Source organism: Neorhizobium sp. LjRoot104 (assembly GCF_964253725.1).
Classification (GTDB): domain Bacteria; phylum Pseudomonadota; class Alphaproteobacteria; order Rhizobiales; family Rhizobiaceae; genus Neorhizobium.
This window is the reverse complement of record NZ_CAXURS020000001.1, coordinates 3895726-3921453: the sequence shown is the minus strand read 5'-3', so window position 1 is coordinate 3921453 and position 25728 is coordinate 3895726. Positions and strand designations below refer to the sequence as shown.

Genomic DNA, 25728 nt, shown 5'->3' with positions numbered 1-25728 from the left:
GGCGGATTTGTCGGCTCATGCGATTATTTCGAGGCGATATCCGGTGTTGCGGGCGGTGAATTACCGCCGTAACCTCGGTCCCAGGTTCATTCACCGGGCGACCTTTGGCGGGCACATGAGCGGCGTCACCGACCTTTCTACCTTGCTTGCGAGCCTTGAGCCGGTTCTTGTCGACGGTGAGTTCGTCTATGCGACCGTGCCATCCGAGAGCCTGCACGAGTATCTGGCGCTGAAGCCCATCGGAATGTTCTTCGAAACGGAAGGCCTCACGCTGATCCTGCCGAGGGATGCTGCCGAAAGGGCACGGCTTGCGGCGAGCGCACCGCTTCGCTGCATCACCATGATGGTCCATTCCTCGCTGGAAGCCGTCGGCATGACGGCGGCGATGGCGGCAGCGCTGACCACGGAGGGCATCAGCGCCAATGTCATCGCGGCCTATTACCACGACCACATCTTCGTGCCGGCGGCGGACGCGGAACGGGCGGTTGTTGCGCTCAGGGCGCTTTCAGCCGCTGCCGGCTAACCGCGGGCAATCGCGTGGAAAAACGCGCCGCTGACCAGGCCTCGCCGGCCGCCCGTCGGACCGATCGGCCTGCCGCCACCATCGGCGATGGTCGCAAAGGCGGCGTCGGTGCCGGGAGAAACCACGCTGGCATAGTGGAATTCATGCCCGCGGATCGTATCGCCCTTCCGGCCGAGCGGGCCGTCCTGGCCAAGCTCCGCCTGGCGGTAACCGAGGTTCATCTTGCGTTTGGCAAAACTGGTGCGGTGGGAGAGCAGCCCGGCCATGGCATGGGTGATGCCGTCGGCATCCTCCAGCGTTTCGCCGAGAACCATGTAGCCGCCGCATTCGCCGTGAACCGGTTTCGTTTCCGCAAACCGGGCGAGACCCGATCTGAATTTCTCTGCCGCCGCCAGCTTTCCCGCGTGCAGTTCAGGATACCCGCCCGGCAGCCAGCAGCTGTCGCAATCAGCAGGGGGTGCTTCGTCGATGAGCGGAGAAAAGGGAACTATCTGCGCGCCGGCAGAGCGCCATTCGCGCATCAGATGCGGGTAGAGGAAGGTGAAGGCGGCATCCTGCGCCAGGGCGATCCGCTGGCCCGGCGGCGGCAGCGAGTTTCTGGCGGAACCTGCCGGGATATCGAAAGGCTTGGCAGCGGCGTAGATCGCGTCAAGATCAAGCGAGGCTTCCATGGCGTCGGCCAGCCGTTCGATATGCGCGTCCATTTCCGGGTGTTCGCTCGCCTGGACGAGGCCGAGATGCCGTTCCGGCAGAACCAGCGAGGGATCGCGCAGGACGGTCCCGACGACCGGAATTCCGGCTGCCTCGATCGCATCGCCGCAGAGCTTCTTGTGCCGTTCGCTGCCGGCTCGATTGAGGATGCAGGCGGCGATCTTCACGGTCGGGTCGTAATGGGCAAAACCGTAGGCGATCGCACCGGCCGTCTGCGACTGGCCGGAGACATCCAGCACTAGCAGTACGGGCAGGCGGAACAGCCGGGCGAGGTCGGAGGCGGCGCCGGAACGGTTTTCCTCGCTGACGATGCCGTCGAACAGGCCCATGGCGCTTTCGATCAAAAGCAGGTCGGCATCTTCTGCCTGGCCGCGCGCCAGATGCCGGAGCAGGTCCGGCGCCATCGCCCAGCTGTCGAGGTTGAGGCCCGGCAGATGGGTCGCCGCCTCATGGAAACCGGGATCGATATAGTCCGGGCCGGTCTTGATGCCGCGTACCTTGACGCCGCGGCGGGCAAAGGCGCGCAAGAGGCCGATGGTGACGCTGGTCTTGCCGGAGCCGGAGCGCGGTGCGCCGATGATCAGCGCGCGGGCGGTCATGGCTTTTTCCCTGTCAGCACGGCCTGCATGGAGACGATCCGGCCAATGACGATCAGCGCGGGCGCAGCGAATTTCTGCCGCACGACCTCCGCTTCGACCGTCGCCAGGGTCGCAGTCATCGAGCGTTCGTCCGGCGTCGTCGCCGCCATCAGCACCGCGACCGGCGTTTCCGGCGACAACCCGCCTTCGATCAGCAGCCGGGCGATCGTGCCGATCGTGCTGACGCCCATGTAGACGACGATCGGCTCGCCGGTTTTCGCCAGCGCCTTCCAGTCCAGGTCACCGGGGCTGCCGGCTGCGTGGCCGGTCGCAAGCGTGATCGCTCGGCTCATCCCCCGCATGGTCGCGGGAATGTTGGCGGAAGCGAGGGCCGCCAGCGCTGAGGTCATGCCCGGCAGGATGCGGAACGGGATGTTTTCATTGACGAGCGCTTCCGCTTCCTCGCCGCCGCGTCCGAACACAAAGGGATCGCCGCCTTTCAGCCGCAGGACGCGCCTGCCCTTGCGGGCGAGCTCGATCAGCAGGCCGGTAATGTCATCCTGGGCGACAGAGGGCTTTCCGCCGCGTTTTCCGACGAAGATAAGCTCGGCGGTCGTCGCGAGCGACAGCACGCCTTCGGAGACCAGCGCGTCGTGGACGATAACATCCGCCTTGCGAAGCGCGTCGGCGACTTCCAGCGTCAGGTAACGCGGATGGCCGGGGCCGGCGCCCGCGAGCCAGACATGGCCGGGCTCGAAGACGGGTGCTGCGACGATGGTCGAGATGCTTTCATTCATATGCGGACCTTTGACCGGTGACGCTCGGTCCCGGTCGGGCTATAGAAACGGCCATGGAAGCGGATGGCAAGAACCTGCGTCGTGGCTGGACCACGGGAACCTGCGCGGCGGCGGCGAGCAAGGCGGCCTGCCTTGCGCTCCTTGCCGGAAAATTTCCCGACCTGATCGAGGTGACTTTGCCCGGCGGGCAGACGCCGTCTTTCGCACTCGCCGTCGAAGAAACCGGCGACGGGTTTGCAAGAGCCGGAATTGTCAAGGATGCCGGCGATGACCCCGACGTCACGCACGGGGCGCTGATCAAGAGCACCGTCCGGCGCGGCGTGGCCGGCAGCGGCATCGTTTTCAAGGCCGGCGAAGGTGTCGGCACCGTTACCCGCGCCGGCCTGCCCCTGCCCGTCGGCGAACCCGCCATCAACCCGGTGCCGCGCAGGATGATCGCCCAGGCGATTGCGGAAGTCGCCGGCGACGAGGTCGATTTCGAGGTCGAGATTTCCGTCGCCGACGGCGCGAAGATTGCCGAAAAGACGCTTAACGGCAGGCTCGGCATTCTCGGCGGCATTTCGATCCTCGGGACGACGGGGATCGTCATTCCCTTTTCCTGTTCGGCCTGGATTCATTCCATCTGGCGCGGCATCGATGTCGCGCGCGCCGCCGGGCTCGACCATGTAGCGGGCGCCACCGGCAATACGTCCGAAAAGGCGGTTCAGGCGCATCATGGATTGCATGAGATCGCGCTGATCGACATGGGCGATTTCGTCGGCGGCATGCTGAAATATCTGCGAGACCACCCGGTGCCAAGGGTGACGATCGCCGGCGGCGTCGCCAAGATGACCAAGCTCGCGCAGGGCATGCTCGACGTGCATTCCAAGCGCGGGCTGGCCGATCTCGAGGCTCTGGCGAAAGTGGCGCGTGAAGCCGGGGCGAGCGATGCGCTCGCGGCGCAGATAGTTGCCGCCAATACCGTGTCGCAGGCCTTTGGGCTTGCGGGCGAAAACGGGCTGGCATTGGGCGACCGGATTGCGGCGCTCGCCTGGAAGACCGCCGCCAAGGCGCTCAAACATCCCGGGATTGCGCTGGAAATCCTGGTCTACGATCGCGAGGGCCGGCTGGTCGGCCAGACCGGGTTTACGCCGTCCGATCATTCGACGTCCCTGTCGCCGGTCTGAGGCCAACCCGGACGGAAGCGGCGCACGTAATCGGCATTGTAGAGCTGGCTCTCGACGAAATCGGCAGCACCCAGGCCCTTGCCGACGAAGATCAGCGCCGTGCGTTCGGCCGGCTCCGCAGCGAGCTTTACCTCGATATCGGCAAGCGTGCCGCGGATGATCCGTTCCTCCGGCCAGGAAGCGCGCACCACGATCGCGACCGGGCAATCCGCGCCATAAAACGGCGTCAGTTCCGTCACGATACGACCCAGCGCATGGATGGCGAGGTGGATCGCCAGCGTCGCGCCGGTCGCGCCGAAGGCGGCCAGCGTCTCCCCCTCCGGCATTTTCGAAGCGCGGCCGGAAACGCGGGTGAGCACCAGGCTCTGCGCCACTTCCGGAATGGTCAGCTCTCGTCTCAGGGCCGCGGCGGCGGCGGCGAAGGAGGGCACCCCAGGGGTCAGCGTATAGTCGATGCCATGCTTCTCCAGCCGGCGGATCTGTTCGGCAACCGCGCTCCAGACGGAAAGATCGCCGGAATGCAGCCGCGCGACATCCTGGCCAGCCTTGTGGGCTGCGACATATTCCGCCTCGATATCGTCCAGCGACAGGGAGCCTGTATCGACGATACGCGCATCCCTCGGGCAATAGTCGAGCAATTCCTTCGGCATGATCGAGCCGGCGTAAAGGCAGACCGGCGAGCGGGCGAGAATATCCCGGCCGCGCACGGTGATGAGGTCGGCGGCGCCCGGTCCGGCGCCGATGAAATGCACGGTCATGTGTGATCCTTCGAGCGTGCCAGCGCGCAGGTGGCGCCATCGGCGACCAGTCGGGCCACGACGAGTTCCGAGGCTTCGCCGGCGGCCGCAAGTGCCGCGGCTTCGGAAAGGCTCGGCGTGGCGGTTTGCGCGAGGCTGTGTTTCGAAAGTGTCCTGGTGCGGCCTTCCGCCTGCTTCAGCGCCGCCTCATCCAGAATCTGCAAGGGCAGGCGCAGCCGCTCCGCAAGCTCGATCAGTCCGGGCTCATGCCGCTTGATCTCGCCGGTCGCCAGAACGGAGACGGATTGAGGCGAGATATTGGCTTCAGCGCAGGCGGCAGCCAGTGCCGAAAGCAGCGCTTCGGCAGATGTCCCCTTGCGGCAGCCGAGGCCTGCGGCAATCATGGCTTCGCTCCCATGGTTTCACTCCGGAGCTTCGTCCAGCTCCATTGGGTGACCGGCATGGCCGGCTTCCAGCCCGACATGCCGCCGATCGGTGCCGCGCGCGAGACCTCCATGCGGATCAGCTCCCCGCCGAGTTTCGCATGGGCCGCCAGAAGGACCGCCTCCATTTCCAGCGTCACGGCATTGGCGACCAGCCGCCCGCCGGGCTTCAGCGCCTCCAGGGCCGTCTCGAAAACGCCGGGCTCGCTGCCACCGCCGCCGATGAAGATCGCATCCGGCTGCGGCAGGCCGGCAAGCGCGGCCGGTGCTTCTCCCTCGACGATGCGCAGGCCGGGTACGCCGAATGCCAGGGCATTCCGCCCGATCCGTGTCGCTCGACCTGGATTGGCTTCGATTGCGATTGCGCGCATCGATCGATCGGTCAGCATCCATTCTATGCCGACCGAGCCGGAACCGGCGCCGATATCCCACAGCAATTCGCCAAGGCGAGGAGCCAGTGCCGAAAGCGTCAGTGCCCGGATTTCCCGCTTGGTGATCTGCCCGTCATGCTCGAACAATGCGTCGTCCAGCCCGGAGGTTCGAGGCAGGATGCAGGCGCCGGCCTCGGCCTGCACCTCGACGGCGACGACATTCAGGACATCGACATCCGGCAGCGCAAACTCGTCAGCCCGTTGTGAACGAACGCGTTCCTCTGCGCCGCCCAGCGCTTCGAGGACTGTCATCCGCGAGGGACCGAAACCGGTCCGGGACAAAAGCTCCGCCAGCGCCGCCGGTCCGTTCTCGTCGGATGTCAGCGCAATGATCCGCCGGCCGGGATAAAGAAGCGGCCGAATGAGATCGAGCGGCCGGCCATGCAGGGATACGGTCTCGATGTCCTGCAGCGGCCAGCCAAGCCGCGAGGCGGCCAGCGAAAAGGCGGAGGGAGCAGGATAGGCCGTAAACTCCTCCGGCCCGACATGGCGGGACAGCGTGACGCCGACGCCGAAAAAGAAGGGGTCGCCTGAGGCCAGAACACAGACCTTCTGACCGCGCAACACCATGACATCGCGCATCGTCGCGTCAAACGGTGTCGGCCACGGCCGGGCTTCGCCGGTGATCAGGGAGGCTGCCAGGTCCAGATGCCGCCTGCCGCCGAAGACGACGGAGGCCGAAGCAATTGCCGCGCGCGCATTGTCGCCCAGGCCCGCCACGCCATCCTCGCCGATGCCGACGATGGACAGCCAGCGGCTTTGGTTTAAAGGTTTCTGCGTTGATTCAGGAGGCATAGTGCGACACTCCATCCTCATTCTCGGTGGCACGGCGGAAGCTCGCGCGCTGGCCGGAAAGTTCGCCGGCGATCCGCGGTTCACCGTCGAGCTGTCGCTTGCCGGGCGCACCCGCGCGCCGGCCGAGCAACCCGTGCCGGTGCGTGTCGGCGGTTTTGGCGGTGCCGAAGGGCTTGCCGCTTACCTCAGGCAAAAAGGCGTCTCGATCCTGATCGATGCGACGCATCCCTATGCGGCGCAGATTTCCCGCAATGCGGCCGAAGCCGCCGAGATTTCCGGCGTCCCGCTTGTCGCCCTGCGACGGCATGCCTGGCTGGGAGAGCCCGGTGATCGCTGGATCGAAGTCGATAGTGTCGGCGATGCCGTCAATGCTTTGGGAGAGGTCCCGCGAAAAGCATTCCTGACGCTCGGCCGGCAGGAGCTTCTGCCTTTCGAAGCCGCGCCCCGGCACCACTATCTGGTTCGCAGCGTCGATCCGGTCGAACCGCCGCTTTCCGTACCTGACGCGGTCTATCTCACCGCGCGCGGTCCGTTCGGACAGGCGGACGAGGCCCAGCTTTTGCAGGACCATGGCATCGAGGTGATCGTCGCCAAGAACAGCGGCGGGCCGGCGAGTTACGGCAAGATCGCCGCTGCGCGCGATCTTGGCATCGAGGTCATCCTGGTCCGTCGCCCGGACCTGCCCGAAGTGCCGTCTGTCGAGACCGTCGAGGAGATGCTCGCCTGGCTCGATCATGCGACGGCGCCCTTGAAATAACGCGGGGAATAGACGATCGGGCGCTGGTTTCCGCGCTCGATCAGCCGGGTCTCCACCGTGCCGACGATCACGCAGGTCGCCATGTCGGCCATCTCGCCTGCCGCTTCGGCGAGCGGCTCGATCCGGATAACCTCATCCGGCCGGCCGGCCGCGCGGCCGAAGATCACGGGCACGGTGCCGGGCAGATGAGCGCGCAGAATATCGAAGGCCTCGCCGAGCTGATGCGGGCGGGCCTTGCTGACCGGATTGTAGAAAGCCATCACGAACCCGGCCGTCGCTGCGGCGACCAGGCGTTTCTCGATCACATCCCAGGGCTTCAGATTGTTCGAAAGCGAGATGGCGCAGAAATCATGGCCGAGCGGCGCGCCGGCCCTGGCCGCGACGGCCAGCATGGCCGTGATGCCGGGGACGACCGAAAAATCGATCTCGCGCCATGCGGCGGGGCCCTCGTCGATCGCCTCGCAGACCGCAGCCGCCATGGCGAATACGCCGGGATCGCCGCCCGAGACGACACAAACCTTGCCTCCGCCAGCCGCCATTTCGAGCGCGGCGCGGGCGCGCGCCAGTTCTTCGCGGTTGTCGGATGCATGCCGGCGCTGGTCGGGGCGCAGGTTCAGCCGGTCAATATACGGAAAATAGCCGAAAAAATCCTCCGCAGCCGTCACGGCGGCGAGAGCTTCCGGCGTCATCTGCTCTGGATTGCCGGGCCCGAGACCGACGACAGTCAGCGAACCCGCTTTCATGGCCGTGTCTTCCAGCCGGGCACGAGGACGATCGAGAAATAGGGGGCCGGGCTCTCGTCGCGTTCTTCCAGACGTTGCGCCATGCCGTTCGCCATCGTGCCGCGTTCCACGTAGAGCGCTCCGGACAGCTTGCCGACCGAGGCAAGCGCCCGGCGGATCTTCGGCAGATTGCGGCCGACCTTCATGATCACCGCGCCATCGGTGTTTCCGAGCCGCTCCGCCAGCTTTTCTTCGGGCAGCGTGCCGGGCAGCACGCTCAGGATATCGTCACCCTGGACCAGCGGCATGCCGGTCATCGACCAGCAGCCGGACATGGCCGTGACGCCTGCCACGACGTCGGCCTGATAGCGGTCGGCCAGTCGCACATGCAGGTGCATGTAGGATCCGTAAAACAGGGGATCGCCTTCGCTCAGCACCGCGACATTTTTGCCGGCATCGAGAAGGGTGGCGATATCGGCTGCGGAGCGATCGAAGAAATCGGCGATCGGGCCGCGATAATCGGCCTCGTCCTTGTGGGTCTCGACCGTGACCGGATAGACCAGCGGCAGTTCGAGGGTGCCCGGTCGGATATGGGCTTCAACGATGGCGCGGCCGTTGCCGCTCGAGCCCTTCTTGCAGAAGAAGGCGATCACATCCGCCTCGCCGATGGCGCGCACCGCCTTCAGCGTCAGCAGTTCCGGATCGCCGGGTCCGGTGCCGACGCCCGTGAGCCTGCCCTTGATGAGTGCGGCGTTCACAGTCCAGCCCTCGCCAGCGCGTTGACGCAGGCAGCCGTCATCGCTGACCCCCCCATGCGGCCGCGCACGATCGCATAAGGAATGCCGAGCGTCGATTCCATCAGCGCTTCCTTGGATTCAGCCGCGCCGACAAAACCGACCGGCATGCCGATGATCGCGGCCGGACGCGGCGCGCCGGCATCCAGCATTTCGAGCAGGCGGAACAGCGCGGTCGGCGCATTGCCGATCGCGACGACCGCGCCTTCGAGATCGTCCCAGAGGTCGAGCGCCGCCGCCGAGCGGGTATTGCCGAGCGTTTTTGCAAGCTCGATGGTGCGGCCGTCGCGCAGCGTGCAGATCACCTGGTTGTGGGCCGGCAGGCGGGCGCGGGTGATGCCATGCGACACCATTTCGGCATCGCAGTAGATCGGCTTGCCGGCATGAAGCGCGCCGCGTGCCTGCGCGATGAAATCCTTGGAAAACCGGAAATGCTGAGCCGCTTCGACCACCCCGCAGGCATGGATCATGCGTACCGCGATCTCGGCCTGTTCCGATGAAAAAGCCGAGAGGTCCGCTTCCTCGCGGATGATGGCAAAGGACTTTTCGTAGATCGCGTCGCCTTCGCGGATGTAATCGTAACTGTTCATGGTCGTCCTGACATAACGGCCGCAGCAAGCCGGCGCGGTCCCAGACGAGCGAGGCAGGCGGCGGAATTTTCGCCGGCACGCCTTTCGTCTCGGACAAGATCGGCGATGCGGCGAAGGGAGTTGTTGGTATCGGCAAAAGCGACCGAGGCAAAGGGCTCGTCGCCGGCTTTTCCTTGGGTGATCAGCGAAAGGCCGGCGGCCGTCCCGCAAAGTGCAAGCGCCGACGGCTCCGGATGGGCGCAGCCTTTGGTGCAGCCGGTCACGTGCAGCTTGAACGACCCGTCCAGCAGGTCGCCGCAATCCTGCGCGGCCCTGGCGGCGAGTTCGTGCGTGGCGATGGCCGCGGAATTGCAGGCCGGGCTTCCGGAGCATGCGGCAATGGCCGAACGCGGATCGCTGGGCGAGGTGACGAAGCCGTTATTGGCGGCAAAAGCGGCCAGCGCCTCGCAGGCGGACTGCGTTGCGAAAAACAGGAGCGAATGGTCGAAGGCCGGCTTCAGGGATTGTATTCCCAGCCGTTCGGCCTCACCGCAAAGGGCGATCAGGTTTTCGGCATTTGTCTGTCCGAAGGTCGGACCGATGCCCGCCGCAAAAAGGCTATCGGAAACGCGGAAGGCGCCGAAAGGCGAGGCCGGCAAGCCGGGGGCGCCGTTCGCAGGCAAGCCGGCGGCGAGATCGCGGCCTCTCGCCCTGGCTCCCATTTCACCGAGTTTTCGAAGCGCCGCCAGCGTCGCGGAGACGGCCTCTGTTTCACGTAAAACATTGAAAACGCGCCCGGTTGCTTCGGTCCCGCCCAACAGCAGCATCCAACGGACGCCTTCATCGGCGCAAACGGCCACGAGCCGGATATCGGCCAGAAGGTCGGAAAGCCTGAGCCGTCCGCCACCATCGACCACCACCGACATTTTCGGTGCGAGGCCGATAATCTCGCGCGCACCCTGGCGGATCGCTTCTGCCAGGGGACGCGGGTCGGCGATCTCGGTCCCGTCGATCCCGGCCAGGGGCGGGGTTTCCACCGCAAGGCCATCGCGGAGCGGCAGGTTCAGGGCGCGGACCTCGGCGTCGAGAAGCGGGGCCGAGGTCTCGCTCAGTCCCCGGACCTGCAGGTTGCCGCGGGCGGAAATATCGAGAATGCCGTTGCCATGGCGTCGAGCCAGCCGGCAGAGTTCGGCCAGCTGTGCCGGCGTGATCGCATCGGTCAGCGCGACACGGGCGAGAAGCCCGTCGCCGGTCATCATCGGAGCCGACAAAGCGGGGCAGGCGCCGCGGCGCATGTCCAACATGTTTCGATCGAGAGAAAGCGCCGTCATGCGACTTTCTCCCGGGTGAGCATTTCGAGTTCGGCATCCACCGCGTTGCGGCGGGGATGCCAGAGCCCGCGGCGAAGCGCGGAGCGGAACCGCTCGGCCATGAAGCGTGCGCCTTCCGGGTTCTGGCTCAGCAGGAAGTCGCGGACCTTGTCATCGCCGAGATAGGCGTCGTAGGTCGCCTCGATCAGCGATTGCGGGACGGCATGGGTGGTTTCGGCAAAACCGACCAGCCGGTCGACGGTTTCCACCAGTTCGGCCGCGCCGCGCGGGCCATGGTGCATCTGGCCGGCGATGAAGCGCGGGTTGACGGCGCGGGCGCGCACCACCCTGGTCACGGCCTCGGAAATCGAGCGGGCACGGGGCTTTTGCGGGTCGGTCGTGTCGAGCGCGATGACATCCGCCTTGCCGCCGAGCGCTGCGACGGCGGCCGAAAATCCACCGATGAAGGCGACGTCGGCCGAACCGTCCAACAGGTCGCGGCCGGGATCGTCGCCGGTATGGACGAGAAGATCGGCCGTCCCGATGCGGTCCGCGAATTGGCCGGGCACATGGCTGGCATCGCCTTCCGCGCCGCCAAAGGCATGGCTGGTGGCATCGAGATAGAGGCGGCCGAGCTCCTCGCGTTCGCCCCAGGTGCCGTCGGCGAGCTTTTCCTCGATGCCGGAGCCATAGGTGCCCGGCGCCGAGCCGAAGATGCGCGGAGGTACGTGTCCGAGCGTTTGGGTCTCTTCGGCCAGAGGATTGTCGCCCGGTGCTTCCTCGCGGTTGGCGATGGCGCGCATCGCGGCGTCGAGCAAGGCGATGAGAGCCGGAAACATGTCGCGGAAGAGGCCGGAAATCCGGAGCGTGACATCGACGCGCGGGCGGCCGAGCGCCGCCGGCGGCAGCACTTCGATGCCGGTGATCCGGCCCGTCGCCATGTCCTGCACCGGTTTTGCGCCCATCAGGGCGAGAACCTGAGCGACTTCCTCACCGCCGCTGCGCAGCGACGCGCTGCCCCAGAGATCGAAAACGAGGCTTTTCGGCCAGTCGCCGTGGTCCTGAAGATAACGCCGCAGGATTTCGTCGGCGGCGCGTTTGCCGAGTTCGAAGGCGGTCGGCGTCGGCAGCGTGCGCGGATCGCTGGCGAAGAGGTTGCGGCCGGTCGGCATCACGTCGCGGCGGCCGCGGGCCGGAGCGCCGGATGGGCCGGGGCGGATGTGTTTTCCGTCCAGTGCTTCGAGCAAGGCCTGGCGTTCGGTCTCGGCGCTGCGGAGCCGCAATGGATCGTCATCGCCGGGCGCCACCCGCCCGAAGACGTGCTGGCCGTCCTTGATCGCAAAATCCTTGAGATCGCAGAGAAATGCGTCGATGCGGGTCAACGCCGTATCCGGATCGTCATCGTTCGCAACCCCGGCCTCGCCGGCCAGGCCGGTATCGCGGGCGGTTTCGACGATCAGCTTGGCCAGGCGGTCGCGGCGGCGGCGGTCGAGCCCGTCGGCCTGGGCATATTCATCGACCAGCAGTTCCAGCTTCTTCTGTCCGTCGGAAAGGCCGCCGCCGATCAGCGCCGGCGGCAGATGGCCAATGGTGACGGCGGCAATCCGCCGCTTGGCGACTGCCGCCTCGCCCGGGTTGGAGACGATGAACGGATAGATGACCGGCAGGCCGCCGGTAACGATCTCGGGAAAGCAATCCTTCGACAGCGCCACGGTCTTGCCCGGCAGCCATTCGAGCGTTCCGTGCGCTCCGACATGGACGACGGCATGAGCGCCGAGCGTTTCGCGCATCCATTGGCCGAAGGCAATCAGGGCGTGGCGCGGGGGCAGGTCGGGGCTGTGGTAATCGGCGCGGCGATCGGCATTGCGGCCGCGATCGGGTGCGAGCGCGACGGTGACATTGCCGAAGGTGGCGGCACGGAAACGGAAAGCGCCGTTTTCGAGGTCTTCATCGGTTTCGGCAGCTCCCCAGGCCGCATCTGCCGCAGGCAGGGGACTGTAGGCGGCGAGCGGGTAGGTCACGGATCCGGCGCTTAGGCGATCGAGAAGGTCACGGGAGCTCTCGGGAATATCTGAAATATCATAGCCGGCTACCGACAATTCGCGCAGCATCCCGAGTACGCTTTGCGGCACGTCCAGGCCGACGGCATAACCGGTGCGTCCCGGTGCGCTCGGATAGTCCGGCATGAGGATGACGATCCTGCGCTCGATGCGAGGTGACGCCTTCATCCGCAGGAAAGCGGCGATGCGGTGGGCGACCTGTTCGACCCGATCCGGTTCCGGCTGGTTGATGAGGCTGGCGGAATTGTCACCGGCCTTGAAGGAGATCGCACCGGCTAGGATGCGACCGTCGAGCTCGGGCAGGACGACATGCATGGCGAGGTCGGCGGGGTTGAGGCCGCGCCGGTTTTCCGCCCAGCCTTCGCGACGCGTAGTGGCGATGACGATCTGGAACACCGGGACACCGCTGCGGTCGAAGATCGTTTCGCCGTTCTCGTCGGTGCCGCTGGCAAAGGCGGTGGTCGAGAGGATGGCGGAAGGCTTGAGGTCCGAGACCGCCTGTTCGACGAAGGCGACTGCGTCAGCATCCTTCAGGCCGGAGACGAAGATCGGTACGGGCGCGAAGCCGCGTTTCCGCAACGCCTCGAACAGTGCATCGATCGGTGCAGCGTCGTTGGCGAGCAGCATTGAGCGGTAGAAGAGGATAGGCAGGCGCGGCGCATCCGGCGCAAAGCCCGAAAGGAGATCGTTGGTCTCGACGATGCCTTTTCCCGGCCTGTAGAAACCGGCTTTCGGCATCGGCATTGCCGCGTAGAGATTATCGGCCTTGCCTGCGGCCAGAGCGGCGAGCTGTCTGGCGAGAAGCCGCATATTGTCCGGGCCGCCCTCTCGGAAGCAGGCAAGGATGGCGGAAAGCTGATCTTGCGAAACCGTCGATGCCCCGGCCAGCCGCTCGTCGCGGATGCTGCATTCGCCGGGCAGGAGGGCAAGCGCGATCTTTTTGGCACGCGCCACTCGGGAAAGTTCTTCGACGCCATAGGCCCAGCGGTCGTAGCCGCCGAGGATGCGCACGAGGATGACCTTCGCATGGGCAGCCGTCTTTTCGATCCACAGGTCCACCGACATGGGGTGGCGGAGATCGGAGAGATTGGTCAGGCGCAGGGTTGGGGTGGGGGAACGCTGGCACTTGTTTTTGCCGTCATCTGCGCGGCCACCGCACCCATCCGTACCCCAAACCGCCGCTACCCCGTTCAGGTCGCTGCCGGAAAAGGAGAGCACCACCACGTCGCCCGGCGACTGATCTAGGTCGACCGGTTCGATGAGGTCGTCAAGCGACGACGATGTGGTGGCGAGTATGTGCATCCTTCCCTCGGGCCTTCCTATGCGGCCAGCATCCTTTCGATTGCGGCCCGGTCGATGCCCTTTTCGCCGATGACGACGAGGCGGCTTGCCCGCGCTTCGCCGGGTGCCCAGGCGCGGTCGAAATAATGGTTGACGCGCGATCCTACCGCCTGAACCTGCAGGCGCATCGGCTTGTTCGCGACTTCCACGAAGCCTTTTATGCGCAGCACGTTCTCTGCTTCCGCCGTCGCGGAGATACGGGCGGCAAGCTGTTCGGCATCCGTGACCGCGGCCAAATCGACGACGAAGCTGTCGAAATCGTCGTGATCGTGGTCCAGTTCGTCGTCGTGATGGGTCTTGCGGTTTTCGATGTCGTCCTCGACGGCGAGGCCGAGGCCGATCAGCACCGCCGGATCGATGGCGCCATTGGCGGCCGAGACGATTTTCACGGCGCGCGGCAGATGCGCCGAAACGCGATCCCTGGCGGTCGCGAGGCCGGCGGCGTCGAGAAGGTCGCTCTTGGTGAGCACGATCATGTCGGCGCAGGCCACCTGGTCCTCGAACACTTCCTCGACCGGATCGTCATGGTCGATCGAGCCGTCCGCCTGGCGCTGGGCTTCGAGCGCCTCATGGTCGTCGGCGACGCGGCCTTCGGCGAGCGCCAGCCCGTCCACCACGGCAATCACAGCGTCAACCGTCACCCGCGCTTTCACGTCCGGCCACTGGAAGGCCTGGACGAGAGGCTTCGGCAGCGCGAGGCCGGAGGTCTCGATGAGGATGTGGTCGACACGCTGCTCCATGGCCAGAATTTGGTCGATCGCCGGTACGAAATCATCGGCCACGGTGCAGCAGATGCAGCCATTGGCGAGTTCGATGATGTTGTCTTCCGGGCAGCTTTCGATGCCGCAGCCCTTCAGCACGTCGCCGTCGATGCCGACATCGCCGAACTCGTTGACGATGATCGCCAGCCGCTTGCCCTTCAGGTTCTCGATCAGGTTGCGGATCAGCGTGGTCTTGCCGGCCCCCAGAAACCCGGTAACGACGGTGCAGGGAACGCGGTCGAACGAAACGCTCATGATGGCATGTCCTCGTGATGATGAAAGGGTGGGATGCGGGCCGTCATGCCCTTGCCGCGCAGGCAGGTGGGGCGGCCGCGAAGGGGAAGGAAACCGCGCTCGTCCTCGGCCAGCATCATTGCGCCGGTGACGATATCCTCGACATTGTCGAGCGACAGATGGCCGAAGACATAGGACCAGCCGCTGCGGTGGTTGAAGGCAGCGCTCGGGCTTTTTTCGCAATTGGCAAGGCAGGTGACGGGCTTGACCGCAAGCGGCTTGCCCGCGGCCGCCTCGCGCAACGCCGCGATCAGTGCGATACCCGGCCGGACCTCGCTATCTGTTTCGTCGCGGCAATTGGTGCAGACGAAAATCGTCACATCCGCAGGGCTGGCGGTCGCCGGATCATCTGGTCGGTGGTCACTCATCGGTCAGCCGCGTTCCCGCCGGGGTCGAAAAATCGGGGCGCGGAGCAGGAGGCTGAAACCGCCTGCGGTGATCGAAAAACTTCCTCCGGAGCACCCCGCCCGGTGAAGCAGAATTGTCGGACGGCAGGTCTCCTGGCTCACGGGTCGCCGCCATTTGCCTGCCTTCCCGGTTTCCCAGTGGCCTCTCGGCAAGTGGCTCGCCGCCTACAGTTGCGGGGGCAGCCGCGGCATTGATCCTGAAAAAGGGATCGCACCGCATTCTCTCTTAGCCCTCCCCGTTGCCGGAAAGGGACCATCTCCTTTCAACTAAGCCCGGTCGCTGGCCCATGTCAATGCGTCGCAAAGGCGATTGCCGTGACGCCGAATTCGTCTATAGTGACCGAGCCTATGGTGCCCGAAAGGGTTTTAGAGGGAATGCGGTGCGACGGAAATTTACCGTCCAACCCGCGGCTGCCCCCGCAACTGTAAGCGGAAAGTCTTTGCCCAAAACGGTCGTTCGGCCGTCAAGCCACTGGGAAATCCGGCCAACGGTATCCTGGGAAGGCGGGAGAAGGCGTCCGATCCGCGAGCCAGGAGACCTGCCAGAGGCGGCAAAGAACGTGAACGGCCCTCGGGTGGAGGGCGAAAGGACGAGACCATGGTACAAAATTCTGCCGCAACTGCAGTCGGCATTTCCGCTTCGAAGATCATTCCCCTCAGCATGACGGCCCTGCTCGGCCTGTTCATCGTCGGCTTTGTCGGCTTCTCGCATCTGGAAGTCGTCCACAATGCCGCGCATGACACGCGCCACTCGCTCGCCTTCCCCTGCCACTGAGGAGTTCTCCCAATGTCGTTGTTTCGTAACATCGTCTTCACGGCGGTGATCGCCGGGCTTTTGTCCGGGCTGCTGCTCACCGTGATGCAGAGCTTCTCCACGGTACCGCTGATCCTGCAGGCGGAGGTGTTTGAAAATGCCGGCGGTGAGGCCGCTCACAGCCATGACGCGGCGCCCGCAGCGGCCGGTGCGGCGGCGCCTGCTGCCGACCACCACCATGATGACGAAGCCTGGGCTCCGGCCGATGGCTTCGAGCGCTTCATCTATACGCTCGCCGCGGACATGCTGTCGGGCATCGGTTTCGCTCTCGTCCTCGTCGCCGCTTCGGAGGCATTCGGCGGGTTCCGGGGCTGGCGCGGTGGCTTGATGTTCGGCATTGCCGGCTTCCTCGTCGTCATCCTCGCACCGGGCCTCGGCCTGCCGCCGGAACTGCCCGGCATGCCGGCCGCCGAGCTCGGTCCGCGCCAGATCTGGTGGGTCTCGACGGCAGTCTGCACGGCAGTGGGTCTGGGCTTGCTCGTCTATACCCGCTCGGCCGTGTTCGCAGCGCTTGCGATCGTGCTTCTGATCGCGCCGCATCTCATCGGCGCGCCGCTGCCGCCGAGCCATGAAACGGCCGTCCCGATGGATCTTTATGCCCGCTTCGTCAACGCCGTTTATGCGACCAACCTGGTGTTCTGGGCGGTGCTCGGTGCGCTTGCCGGCGTAGTGCGCGAAAAATTCCGCGCCGGCGAGGAAGCTTCTGCCGGATCTCCGGCGAAGCTCGCTTCCCGGTGAAGGAGATCGACGAGGCTTCCGTCGAACGTCATCGCGCCAAGATGGCGAACCGCAAGGCGGTTCAGGATGCGGAAGTGGCGGAGAAGACCCAGGAAAAGGGGCTTCTCATCGTCCATACCGGATCCGGCAAGGGCAAATCCACCGCCGCCTTCGGCCTGGCGCTGCGCATGCTCGGCAACAATCGCCGGGTCGGTGTCGTGCAGTTCATCAAGGGTGCCTGGTCTACCGGCGAGCAGCCGGCGCTTGCCGTCTTCGGCGATCGTGTCGTCTGGCACACGATGGGCGAGGGCTTTACCTGGGAGACCCAGGACCTGAAGCGGGATGTCGCTGCGGCGGAAAAGGCCTGGGAAAAGGCGATCGAGCTGATGGCGGACGAGACGATCGGGCTCGTCATCCTCGATGAGCTCAACATCGCGCTCCGTTACGATTACCTGGATCTCGACAAGATCGTCGCCGCGCTGCAGGCGCGGCGGCCGGACCTGCATGTGGTCGTCACCGGCCGCAATGCCAAGCCGGCGCTGATCGAGGCGGCCGACATGGTGACCGAGATGACGCTGGTCAAGCACCACTTCAAGGCGGGCGTGAAGGCCCAGGCCGGCATCGAGTTCTAGACTATGACCGGGATCAAGCCAGCTCGGGCGCTGATGTTTCAGGGAACGGGTTCGGATGTGGGCAAGTCGCTGGTCGTGGCCGGACTTGCCCGTGCCTACAAGCTGCGTGGCCTGAAGATCATGCCGTTCAAGCCGCAGAACATGTCGAACAATGCAGCGGTGACCGCCGATGGCGGCGAGATCGGCCGGGCGCAGGCGCTGCAGGCACGCGCCGCCGGCGTGCCGCTCAGCGTCCACATGAACCCCGTACTCCTGAAGCCGCAGAGCGAGGTGGGTGCGCAGGTGGTTGTGCAGGGCAGGGTCGAAGGCAATGCAAAGGCCGCCGAATACCAGATGCTCAAGCCGAAACTGATGCCGCGGGTTCTGGAGAGTTTCGATATTCTCCGCAATCAGGCCGATCTCGTCCTGGTCGAAGGCGCCGGCAGCGCATCCGAAATCAATCTTCGCCACAACGACATCGCCAATATGGGGTTTGCCCGGGCCGCCGACGTGCCGGTGGTGCTGATCGGCGATATCGACCGGGGCGGGGTGATCGCCAGCCTTGCCGGCACCAGGCTGGTGCTCGATCCCGACGATGCGGCGATGATCCGGGGGTTTGTCGTCAACCGGTTTCGCGGCGACCCGGCCCTGTTTGCCGACGGCATGCGGATGATCGGTGATCTGACTGGCTGGCAGTCGATCGGTTTGCTGCCGCATTTTGCCGATGCGGCCAGGCTTCCGGCCGAAGATGCGCTTGGCCTCAATGCGCCTTCGGTGCGGAAGGCTGGCGCGAAGATCAGGATCGCGGTGCCGATCCTGTCGCACATATCCAATTTCGACGATCTCGATCCGCTGGAGGCGGAGCCCGACGTCGATCTGATCCGGGTTAGGCCGGAGCAGGTTATTCCCGGCGACTGCGATCTGGTGCTGCTGGTTGGTTCGAAGGCGACGATATCCGATCTGCGGGCGCTGAAGGCAGCCGGTTTCGACGTCGATATCGCCGCGCATGTCCGTCGTGGCGGTCGGGTATTCGGTCTCTGTGGCGGCTACCAGATGCTTGGAAAGACCATCTCCGATCCGGAAGGAACGGAAGGGCCGCCCGGGTCGATCGAAGGGTTTGGCTTGCTGGACGTCGAAACGGTTCTGTCGGGCGATAAACGGCTGGAGGCCGTGTCGGGCGAGAGTTTCGATGGAGTTTCGCTGTCCGGCTACGAGATGCATATCGGGCGGACATCCGGGGCAGACTGCGCGCGGCCGTTTTCGGTGATCGGCGGTGGTCCGGAAGGTGCGATATCGGCGGATGGCCGGGTCTGGGGTACCTATCTCCACGGGCTGTTTTCCAACGACCGGCAGCGGTCGGCCTGGCTGACGCGGCTCGGGGGCTCTGCATCGGGCCTTGATTACGAGGCAGGCGTGGACGCTGTGCTCGACCGGCTGGCCGGCCATATGGAAAAGCATCTCGATCTCGACGGGCTGCTCAAACTTGCCAGATGATCAGCGCCAGAAGGCCGAAAAGGCCGATCAGCAGGGCGTCGGCGACGCGGGCGAGTTTCAGCGCGCGGCGAATGTCGTGGTGGTTGAGTTCGGAACGTCCGCCCTCGCCCATGAAACCCGCCTCGATCATCCGGCCTCCATAGCTGCGCGGGCCGGCGAGCGCTATGCCGAGCGCGCCGGCCATGGCCGCTTCGGGCCAGCCGGCATTCGGCGAACGGTGATGGCGGGCATCCCGCCGGACGGCCCGGATCGCGTTGCCGGGCGAGGCGTGGTCGATGAGGCCCGCCGCGACCACGAAAAGAAGGGCGCTCAGGCGCGAGGCGGGCAGGTTGATGAGATCGTCGAAACGCGCCGCCGCCCAGCCGAAGGCTTCGTAACGCGGCGATTTGTGGCCGATCATGCTGTCGGCGGTATTGGCCGCCTTGTAGCCGACGCCACCCGCAAGACCGAATATCCCCATCCAGAAGGCCGGCGCCACGACGCCGTCCGAGAAATTCTCCGCCAGGCTCTCGATCGCCGCGCGGCAGACGGCGGCTTCATCGAGCTTTTCCGGGTCGCGCCCGACGATTTTCGAGACGGCCTTGCGCCCGGCTTCGAGCCCTCCGTCTCTCAGCGCCGTCGCGACGGCCTCGACATGGCTTTCAAGGCTTTTCTGCGCCGGCAGGGTCGCGGCGATCAGAACCAGCAGGATCGGCCCAAGCGGGATGATCATAAGGTCGTATTCGATCACCAGGCCGAGCAGGGTTGTGATGCCGAGGAGCGCCAGAAGGGCGAACACGCCCTTTCGTTTCCGCTTGGAAAAGCCGTCGCTTTCCCGGTTCAAGTCGCCGTCCAGCCGGGATATCAGTGCGCCAATCCAGGTGACGGGATGGCCGATGCGCCGGAACAGCCAGTCCGGATAACCGAAGATGCGCTCCACGATCAGGGCAGAAAATGCGAGAAGGAACATGAAGTTGGCAGACCCTGATATTGGCGAAGGGATTGGCGGTCCGATACAGCACGGCGGCAATCTTTCCCGCGCCCGGGCGCTGTTTCGCCACGCGCCGGAACCCTGGATCGATCTCTCCACCGGTATCAGCCCGCATTCCTACCCGCATTCGCCGCTGCCCGGCAATGTTTTCGCGCGACTGCCGGACGTCGCATCGGCTGAAAAGTTGAAGGCCCTGGCTGCTGCTGCATACGGTGCGCCATCCGTGGCGCATCTGGCGGCGGGGCCGGGGACGCAGATCCTGCTGCCGATGGTCGCCGGACTGGTTGCCCGGAAAGGCCATGCAGCGGTTCTTTCACCGACCTATGCGGAGCATGCCCGAGCGGCGCGGCTGGCTGGCTTCGAGGTCATGGAGACGGCGGACCTCGATCGGCTGAAGGATGCCGATCTCGCCATCGTCGTCAATCCGAACAACCCGACCGGGCGTGTTGTTCCGCGTGCCGACCTGCTGGCGCTTGCCGTGATCATGCGCGCGAAGGGCGGGCTGTTGGTGGTGGACGAGGCATTCATGGACGTCTCGGAAGCATCGAGCGTCACCGACGCGGTGGATGGCGGCGGGCTGGTGGTGCTGCGGTCCTTCGGCAAGTTCTACGGCATGGCCGGCCTGCGGCTTGGCTTCGTGATTTCGCATCCGGAACTCGCGGCAAAAATCGAGAGCCGGCTGGGGCCATGGGCGGTGTCCGGCCCGGCGCTGCATGTGGCGAACGAAGCCCTGGGCGATGCCCGGTGGCAGCAGGCCATGCGGCTGAGGTTGAAGGAGGATGCAGCGCGGCTGGATGCTCTGCTCGGAACGGCCGGCATACCCGTCACGGGCGGAACGTCGCTGTTCCGTTTCATCCGCGACCCGAGCGCGCAGGCGATTTTCCGGCATCTTGGAGAGCGGGGCATTCTGGTGCGCCGGTTCGAGGAACGCCTTGACGACCTCAGGATCGGCCTTCCCGGCGAGAGCGGTTGGGCACGGCTCGAAGACGCCCTGAAAACTATCCGGACGGCAATGTGAATTTGTCGCGCCAGGCGGCCTGAGGGTTTGCGACGGGCAAGGCCGTCGCCTCGTAGACGCCACGCGCCACGGCCCGCGCGGTTACCAGCGTCGCCAGGTGGCAGATTTCCATGAAATCCGAGGGCTCGCCTAAAGGTCTCGCACCGGTCGCGGCTGAAAGGATGGTGTCGCCGTCCAAGGGCAGGTGCGCCGGCAGGATCGCCCTGGCAAGGCCGTCATGGGCGAGGATGGAAAGCCGGTGCGCCTGCGCCTTGGTGAGCGCGGCGTCGGTGACGATGACGCCTATGGTCGTCGATGTCACATTGCGGCCCTTGAGGCGCATGCGGTTGTCGAAGGCTGGAGGTAGCCCAAGCCCGCCGAACTCCCTGTCCTCCTCAAAGGGAGCGGCCCAGAAATGCGGGCCTTCGCCTATCGTCGCCGAGCCCAGCGCGTTGGCGGCAACCAGTGCCGCGACCGTATGGCCTGTGGAGGTTCGGGCACTTGCCGAGCCGATGCCGCCCTTGAACGTCGCCGTCGTGGCACCCGTTCCGGCTCCGGTGGTTCCGAGTGCGAATGGACCCCTGGTGGCTGCCTTGAAGGCTTCATAGCCCATGTCGCGATAGGGCGAATGCAGGCCCCAGTCCTTGTTTCCGCCGTTCAGCAGATCCATCAGGATCGCCTGCGGCACGATCGGCACGCGGACGCTGCCGACCTGGAAACCGCGGCCGATCTCGCGCAGGCCCGATTGCACCCCGCCGGCCGCATCCAGCCCGAAGGCGGAGCCGCCTGACAGCACGAAAGCATCGACCGTCTGCACCGTCATCGAAGGATCGAGCAGCGCGGTATCCCTGCCGCCCGGGGCGCCGCCGAGCACGGAGCCGGAGGCGATCGCAGGTTCGTCGAAGACGATCGCCGTGACACCCGAACCCAGGGCAAGATCGGTGGCATGGCCGACGGCCACGCCTTCGATATCGGTCAGCAGGTTCAGCGTGGCGGCCATGGGTTACTCGATGTCGAACTTGACGCCCTGCGCGAGCGGCAGGGTGCGGCCGTAGTTCAGCGTGTTGGTGGCGCGGCGCATGTAGACCCGCCATGCGTCGGAGCCCGATTCGCGGCCGCCGCCGGTTTCCTTCTCGCCGCCGAATGCGCCGCCGATTTCGGCGCCCGAGGGGCCGATATTGACGTTGGCGATGCCGCAGTCCGAGCCGCGGGCGGAGACGAACGTTTCCGCTTCGCGCATGTCGTTGGTGAAGATCGAGGAGGAAAGGCCCTGCGGCACGTCGTTGTGGAGAGCCAGCGCCTCGTCGAAGCTCGAATATTTCATCACATAGAGGATCGGCGCGAATGTCTCGTCCTTGACCGGACCTGCCTGGGCCGGCATTTCGACGATCGCCGGGCGGACGTAATAGGCGTCGGCCGCCTCGTTCTGGTGAACGCGTTCGCCGCCGGTCACCTTGCCGCCTTCGGCCCTGGCGGCTTCCAGCGCCTTTTGCATCTTGTCATAGGCCATCTTGTCGATCAGCGGGCCGACGAGGTTGCCGTTTTCGAGCGGGCTGCCGATCGTCACCGACTGGTAGGCCTTTGCAAGGCGCGGCACCAGTGTTTCATAAACGCTGTCATGCACGAACAGGCGGCGAAGCGAAGTGCAGCGCTGGCCGGCCGTACCCATGGCGGCGAAAGCGACGCCGCGCAGCGTAAGGTCGAGATCGGCGGTCGGGGCGACGATCGCGGCATTGTTTCCGCCAAGCTCCAGCAGCGAGCGGGCGAAGCGCGACGCAAGCCGCGGGCCGACGGCGCGGCCCATGGCCGTGGAGCCCGTCGCGGACACCAGCGGGATCTTGTCGTGGTCGACCAGGACTTCGCCGATATCGCGGCCGCCGATCAGGACGGTCGAGAGGTTCTTGGGGGCCTTTCCGCCCTCGGCGACGAAACGGGCGAGCGCCTTTTCGAAGATCGCCTGGGTGGCGAGCGCCGTCAGCGGCGTCTTTTCCGACGGCTTCCAGACGGTGGAATTGCCGCAGACGATGGCGAGCGCCGCATTCCAGGACCAGACGGCGACCGGGAAGTTGAAGGCGGAAATGATGCCGATCGCCCCAAGCGGATGCCAGGTCTCCATCATCCGATGGTCGGCGCGTTCGGTGGCGATGGTCAGGCCGTAGAGCTGGCGGGAAAGGCCGACCGCGAAATCGCAGATGTCGATCATTTCCTGCACTTCGCCAAGGCCCTCGGATGTGATCTTGCCGACTTCGATGGAGACCAGCCTGCCGAGTGCGGTCTTGGCTGCGCGCAGTTCCTCGCCGAGGAGGCGGATCAGTTCGCCACGCTTCGGGCCCGGCACCAGCCGCCATTCGAGGAAGGCCGCGTGGGCCGCCTCGATCGCCTTGGCGGCGCCTGCGGCCGTCTCTTCCGGCAATCTGCCGATCTCTTTGCCGGTGATGGGCGAACGGACGGCGAGCGTGCCGCCGGTATAGCTTTCGGCCTTCACGCCGAGATCGCTCAGGATGTTTTTCACCTCAGCGGCGAGATCGAGAGTGGCGAGCGTCATGTCAGTCTCCGGATGTGTAATTTTCGTCAATCTACAAATCGGTGGCGGTTTCGCAATCAGAACCGTTCGCCGGCGAAATGGGCGACCTGCGCGCCCGCCTCGTAATAGGCTTCCTTGATGGCGCGGAAGGCCGGTTCCTGCGGGTTCGAAAACGGCAGGGGCAGGTCGGTCTCGGAGAGCTCCCCGAGGATATGCTTGGCAAGCAGCTTGCCGAACGTCGTGCCGGGTGCGATGCCGCGGCCGTTATACCCCGAAAAACCGACCGTGTTGCGTCCGAATTTGTGCAGGCGCGGCAAGGCGTTGTCGGTCATGCCGATCTTGCCGTACCAGCCGGCCTCGAATTCCACCTCGCCGAGTTGCGGGAATATGCGCTTCAGCGAGCGCCGCGCCCAGCTTTCATGGATCGCGGTACCCGTGCCGCGCAAGGCGCCGACCGAGCCGAAGACCAGCCGGCCGGCCTGATCCATGCGGAAGGAGGAGAGGATTTCCTTTGTATCCCAGCAGCCTTCGCGCCCGGCAAGGATGGAGCGGCGCAGGTTGTCGCCGAGGGGTGCGGTGGCGAGGTTGAAATAGGGAAGATGCACCTGCTCGCGGCGCACCTGTTCGAAGGGGCCGGTGCTGTAGGCATCGGTCGCGACGATCACCCAGTCGGCGGCAACCTGGCCGAATGCCGTCCTGACGAGGTTTCGGCCATCCGCCTCACCCGTGCCCGTAACCGCGCTGCCGGTATGGAGCCTCGCGCCGGCCTTCACCGCCGCATGGGCAAGACCACGCGCATAGGCGAGCGGCTGCAGCGTGCCGGCGCGCATGTCGAGCAGCGATCCGGCATAGGCGCTGGAACCGACACGTCTTTCCGTCTCGGCGGCGTCGAGCAAAGTCACCGGCGCGCCGCGCGCCTGCCACTGCCGGGCGCGCTCCTCCAGTTCCTTCAGCCCTTCCGGGCCAACGGCGCAATGCAGCGTGCCGCTCTTTTCCAGTTCGCAGGCGATGCCGTGTCTTTCGATCAGTTCGCGGACGAGATGGGGGCCGTTGCCGAGCAGATCGAGCAGCCGCTCTCCATGGACCGGACCGAGTTCCTTCGGAAAATCGTCGGGCATGACCCACATGCCGGCGTTGATGAGACCGACATTGCGGCCGGCGCCGCCGAAGCCGATCTCGGCTGCCTCGAGCAGCACGACATTCGTCCCGGCCTGCGCAAGATGCAGCGCCGCCGAAAGGCCTGTATAACCGCCGCCGACAATCACCACGTCGGCGGTTACGCTCTCCTCCAGCCGGGTGGTGAGCGGCGGGGCGGGCGCGGTCTTTTCCCAGAGGCCGTGAGAGCGGGGATCGTTCAGCATGATGATTGTCCGGGAGCGTTGATCGCCAACTCTTTACAGGGAGCAGTTATCGATGAATATCGACATGTTCTCAACAGGTCATTCGCCGGAGGAATGACATGCTGCCGCCACGGCGTTTCCTTCCATCATTCTCGCTCCTGTCGGCCTTCGAGGCGGCGGCGCGCACCGGCAGCGTCACGGCGGCGGCAAACGAGCTCGGCCTGACCCAGAGCGCCGTCAGCCGGCAGATTTCGGCACTCGAAAAACAGCTCGGCGTGGCTCTGTTTTTACGCGAACGGCAGACGATCCGCTTGACGCTTGCCGGCGACGGTTATGCGCGTGAAGTTCGGGAGGCGCTCAGGCGCATTTCCCATGCGTCGCTCAATCTCAGGGCCAATCCCTCCGGCGGCACGCTGAACCTTGCGGTCCTGCCGTTTTTCGGCACGCGGTGGCTTACCCCGCGCATCGGCCGCTTCCTGGAAGCGCATCCGGGCATGGTGGTAAATCTGATCACCCGGCTCGAGCCTTTCGACTTCCGATTCGATACGCTGGATGCCGCCATTCATTTCGGCTCTGCCCGCTGGCCGGGCGCAGCGCTCACCTTTCTCATGGATGAGGAAGTCGTGCCGGCCTGCAGCCCTGCCTTCAAGGTCAAGCATGGTCTTCAAACTCCGGCCGATGTGCTCCGGGCTCCGCTCCTGCATCTCAATACGCGGCCGGATGCATGGGAATTGTGGTTTTCGAAGAACCGGATCGTTTTCGACGCACTGCACGGCATGCTGTTCGATCAATTCATGACGATGGTGGAGGCGGCAACCGCCGGACTTGGGGCGGCTCTGCTGCCGCGGTTCCTGATCGGCCGGGAGCTGGAACAGGGCCTGCTGGTGCCAGCTGTCGAGGCCGAGAGGATGGAGACCGGGCAATACCATCTCGCCTATCCGCCCGACCGGGCCACCTATCCGCCGCTTGCCGCATTCCGGGACTGGATCATCGACGAAATTCACCAAGCGGAGAATCGCCAAGATACGCTTGCGAACGGCGGCGGCATCGGCCAATAGTCGGACA

At 65.5% G+C, this 25728-nt stretch carries 25 protein-coding genes and 2 riboswitches; of the genes, 9 read left to right on the top strand and 16 right to left on the bottom strand.

What is annotated here, in order from left to right:
• Positions 1-115: 115 nt before the first annotated feature.
• Positions 116-523, top strand: a complete 408-nt coding sequence (locus ACSQ8R_RS19215; RefSeq protein WP_436254843.1) for an ACT domain-containing protein — start codon at positions 116-118, stop codon at positions 521-523.
• Here ACSQ8R_RS19215 and ACSQ8R_RS19210 read toward each other — a convergent pair.
• The gene (locus ACSQ8R_RS19210; RefSeq protein WP_436254842.1) at positions 520-1833 is read right to left on the bottom strand and encodes a cobyrinate a,c-diamide synthase; all 1314 of its coding nucleotides are present in this window, start codon (positions 1831-1833) and stop codon (positions 520-522) included. The two genes, ACSQ8R_RS19215 and ACSQ8R_RS19210, sit on opposite strands and share 4 nt — an antisense overlap.
• The gene (gene cobA, locus ACSQ8R_RS19205) at positions 1830-2609 is read right to left on the bottom strand and encodes a uroporphyrinogen-III C-methyltransferase (protein WP_436254841.1); all 780 of its coding nucleotides are present in this window, start codon (positions 2607-2609) and stop codon (positions 1830-1832) included. Before cobA ends, ACSQ8R_RS19210 begins: the two co-directional genes overlap by 4 nt.
• A gap of 53 nt (positions 2610-2662) precedes the next feature.
• Here cobA and ACSQ8R_RS19200 point away from each other — a divergent pair, with 53 nt between their 5' ends.
• Positions 2663-3775: a cobalt-precorrin-5B (C(1))-methyltransferase gene (locus ACSQ8R_RS19200; RefSeq protein ID WP_436254840.1), complete on the top strand. Its 1113-nt coding sequence runs from the start codon at positions 2663-2665 to the stop codon at positions 3773-3775.
• On the opposite strand, the gene cobM is transcribed toward ACSQ8R_RS19200, so the two are convergent.
• The 3 genes from cobM to cbiE are packed head-to-tail and all read right to left on the bottom strand — an operon-like array spanning position 3748 to position 6202.
• Positions 3748-4533, bottom strand: a complete 786-nt coding sequence (gene cobM / locus ACSQ8R_RS19195; RefSeq protein WP_436254839.1) for a precorrin-4 C(11)-methyltransferase — start codon at positions 4531-4533, stop codon at positions 3748-3750. The two genes, ACSQ8R_RS19200 and cobM, sit on opposite strands and share 28 nt — an antisense overlap.
• Entirely contained in the window at positions 4530-4916 is a 387-nt protein-coding gene (locus ACSQ8R_RS19190; protein WP_436254838.1) for a cobalamin biosynthesis protein, read from the bottom strand. The genes cobM and ACSQ8R_RS19190 overlap by 4 nt, the downstream gene beginning before the upstream one ends.
• On the bottom strand, positions 4913-6202 hold the full coding sequence (cbiE, locus tag ACSQ8R_RS19185; RefSeq protein WP_436254837.1) for a precorrin-6y C5,15-methyltransferase (decarboxylating) subunit CbiE: 1290 nt from the start codon (positions 6200-6202) through the stop codon (positions 4913-4915). Before cbiE ends, ACSQ8R_RS19190 begins: the two co-directional genes overlap by 4 nt.
• On the opposite strand from cbiE, the gene ACSQ8R_RS19180 reads away from it, so the two are divergent.
• Positions 6183-6938 (top strand): cobalt-precorrin-6A reductase, encoded by a 756-nt coding sequence (locus ACSQ8R_RS19180; protein ID WP_436254836.1) that lies wholly within the window; start codon positions 6183-6185, stop codon positions 6936-6938. The genes cbiE and ACSQ8R_RS19180 overlap by 20 nt on opposite strands.
• On the opposite strand, the gene ACSQ8R_RS19175 is transcribed toward ACSQ8R_RS19180, so the two are convergent.
• From ACSQ8R_RS19175 to ACSQ8R_RS19145, 7 genes are read right to left on the bottom strand one after another with little or no spacing between them, the layout of a single operon-like run.
• Positions 6914-7681, bottom strand: coding sequence for a precorrin-3B C(17)-methyltransferase (locus tag ACSQ8R_RS19175; protein ID WP_436254835.1), 768 nt, complete (start codon positions 7679-7681; stop codon positions 6914-6916). The two genes, ACSQ8R_RS19180 and ACSQ8R_RS19175, sit on opposite strands and share 25 nt — an antisense overlap.
• Positions 7678-8418 (bottom strand): precorrin-2 C(20)-methyltransferase, encoded by a 741-nt coding sequence (locus ACSQ8R_RS19170; RefSeq protein ID WP_436254834.1) that lies wholly within the window; start codon positions 8416-8418, stop codon positions 7678-7680. The genes ACSQ8R_RS19175 and ACSQ8R_RS19170 overlap by 4 nt, the downstream gene beginning before the upstream one ends.
• Entirely contained in the window at positions 8415-9044 is a 630-nt protein-coding gene (locus ACSQ8R_RS19165; RefSeq protein WP_436254833.1) for a precorrin-8X methylmutase, read from the bottom strand. Before ACSQ8R_RS19165 ends, ACSQ8R_RS19170 begins: the two co-directional genes overlap by 4 nt.
• A complete protein-coding gene (gene cobG, locus ACSQ8R_RS19160; RefSeq protein WP_436254832.1) occupies positions 9041-10354 on the bottom strand; it encodes a precorrin-3B synthase in 1314 nt (437 codons plus the stop codon). Before cobG ends, ACSQ8R_RS19165 begins: the two co-directional genes overlap by 4 nt.
• The gene (gene cobN, locus ACSQ8R_RS19155) at positions 10351-13695 is read right to left on the bottom strand and encodes a cobaltochelatase subunit CobN (RefSeq protein WP_436254831.1); all 3345 of its coding nucleotides are present in this window, start codon (positions 13693-13695) and stop codon (positions 10351-10353) included. Before cobN ends, cobG begins: the two co-directional genes overlap by 4 nt.
• A gap of 17 nt (positions 13696-13712) precedes the next feature.
• Positions 13713-14750 carry a cobalamin biosynthesis protein CobW gene (gene cobW / locus ACSQ8R_RS19150; RefSeq protein ID WP_436254830.1) on the bottom strand — a complete coding sequence of 346 codons (1038 nt, stop codon included), beginning with the start codon at positions 14748-14750 and terminating at the stop codon, positions 13713-13715.
• Positions 14747-15157 (bottom strand): DUF1636 family protein, encoded by a 411-nt coding sequence (locus ACSQ8R_RS19145; RefSeq protein WP_436254829.1) that lies wholly within the window; start codon positions 15155-15157, stop codon positions 14747-14749. Before ACSQ8R_RS19145 ends, cobW begins: the two co-directional genes overlap by 4 nt.
• A gap of 105 nt (positions 15158-15262) precedes the next feature.
• Positions 15263-15469: riboswitch (cobalamin riboswitch) on the bottom strand.
• Positions 15470-15528: 59 nt separating this feature from the next.
• Positions 15529-15757: riboswitch (cobalamin riboswitch) on the top strand.
• Positions 15758-15794: 37 nt separating this feature from the next.
• On the opposite strand from ACSQ8R_RS19145, the gene ACSQ8R_RS19140 reads away from it, so the two are divergent.
• From ACSQ8R_RS19140 to ACSQ8R_RS19125, 4 genes are read left to right on the top strand one after another with little or no spacing between them, the layout of a single operon-like run.
• Entirely contained in the window at positions 15795-15971 is a 177-nt protein-coding gene (locus ACSQ8R_RS19140; RefSeq protein WP_210013432.1) for a CbtB domain-containing protein, read from the top strand.
• 12 nt (positions 15972-15983) lie between these two features.
• The gene (locus ACSQ8R_RS19135) at positions 15984-16748 is read left to right on the top strand and encodes a CbtA family protein (protein ID WP_436254828.1); all 765 of its coding nucleotides are present in this window, start codon (positions 15984-15986) and stop codon (positions 16746-16748) included.
• Entirely contained in the window at positions 16745-17359 is a 615-nt protein-coding gene (gene cobO / locus ACSQ8R_RS19130; protein WP_436254827.1) for a cob(I)yrinic acid a,c-diamide adenosyltransferase, read from the top strand. The genes ACSQ8R_RS19135 and cobO overlap by 4 nt, the downstream gene beginning before the upstream one ends.
• A 3-nt stretch (positions 17360-17362) precedes the next feature.
• On the top strand, positions 17363-18832 hold the full coding sequence (locus tag ACSQ8R_RS19125; protein WP_436254826.1) for a cobyric acid synthase: 1470 nt from the start codon (positions 17363-17365) through the stop codon (positions 18830-18832).
• On the opposite strand, the gene cbiB is transcribed toward ACSQ8R_RS19125, so the two are convergent.
• Positions 18816-19781: an adenosylcobinamide-phosphate synthase CbiB gene (gene cbiB, locus ACSQ8R_RS19120; protein WP_436254825.1), complete on the bottom strand. Its 966-nt coding sequence runs from the start codon at positions 19779-19781 to the stop codon at positions 18816-18818. The two genes, ACSQ8R_RS19125 and cbiB, sit on opposite strands and share 17 nt — an antisense overlap.
• Between cbiB and cobD the strand changes: the two genes are divergently transcribed.
• Positions 19780-20820, top strand: a complete 1041-nt coding sequence (gene cobD, locus ACSQ8R_RS19115) for a threonine-phosphate decarboxylase CobD (RefSeq protein ID WP_436254824.1) — start codon at positions 19780-19782, stop codon at positions 20818-20820. The two genes, cbiB and cobD, sit on opposite strands and share 2 nt — an antisense overlap.
• Here the strand turns inward: cobD and ACSQ8R_RS19110 are convergent.
• The 3 genes from ACSQ8R_RS19110 to ACSQ8R_RS19100 are packed head-to-tail and all read right to left on the bottom strand — an operon-like array spanning position 20801 to position 24684.
• Positions 20801-21799: a P1 family peptidase gene (locus ACSQ8R_RS19110; protein WP_436254823.1), complete on the bottom strand. Its 999-nt coding sequence runs from the start codon at positions 21797-21799 to the stop codon at positions 20801-20803. The genes cobD and ACSQ8R_RS19110 overlap by 20 nt on opposite strands.
• A 3-nt stretch (positions 21800-21802) precedes the next feature.
• Entirely contained in the window at positions 21803-23344 is a 1542-nt protein-coding gene (gene amaB, locus ACSQ8R_RS19105) for an L-piperidine-6-carboxylate dehydrogenase (RefSeq protein WP_436254822.1), read from the bottom strand.
• 56 nt (positions 23345-23400) lie between these two features.
• A complete protein-coding gene (locus ACSQ8R_RS19100; RefSeq protein ID WP_436254821.1) occupies positions 23401-24684 on the bottom strand; it encodes an NAD(P)/FAD-dependent oxidoreductase in 1284 nt (427 codons plus the stop codon).
• Positions 24685-24782: 98 nt separating this feature from the next.
• Between ACSQ8R_RS19100 and ACSQ8R_RS19095 the strand changes: the two genes are divergently transcribed.
• Positions 24783-25721: a LysR family transcriptional regulator gene (locus ACSQ8R_RS19095; RefSeq protein ID WP_436254820.1), complete on the top strand. Its 939-nt coding sequence runs from the start codon at positions 24783-24785 to the stop codon at positions 25719-25721.
• The last annotated feature ends 7 nt before the right edge of the window (positions 25722-25728 follow it).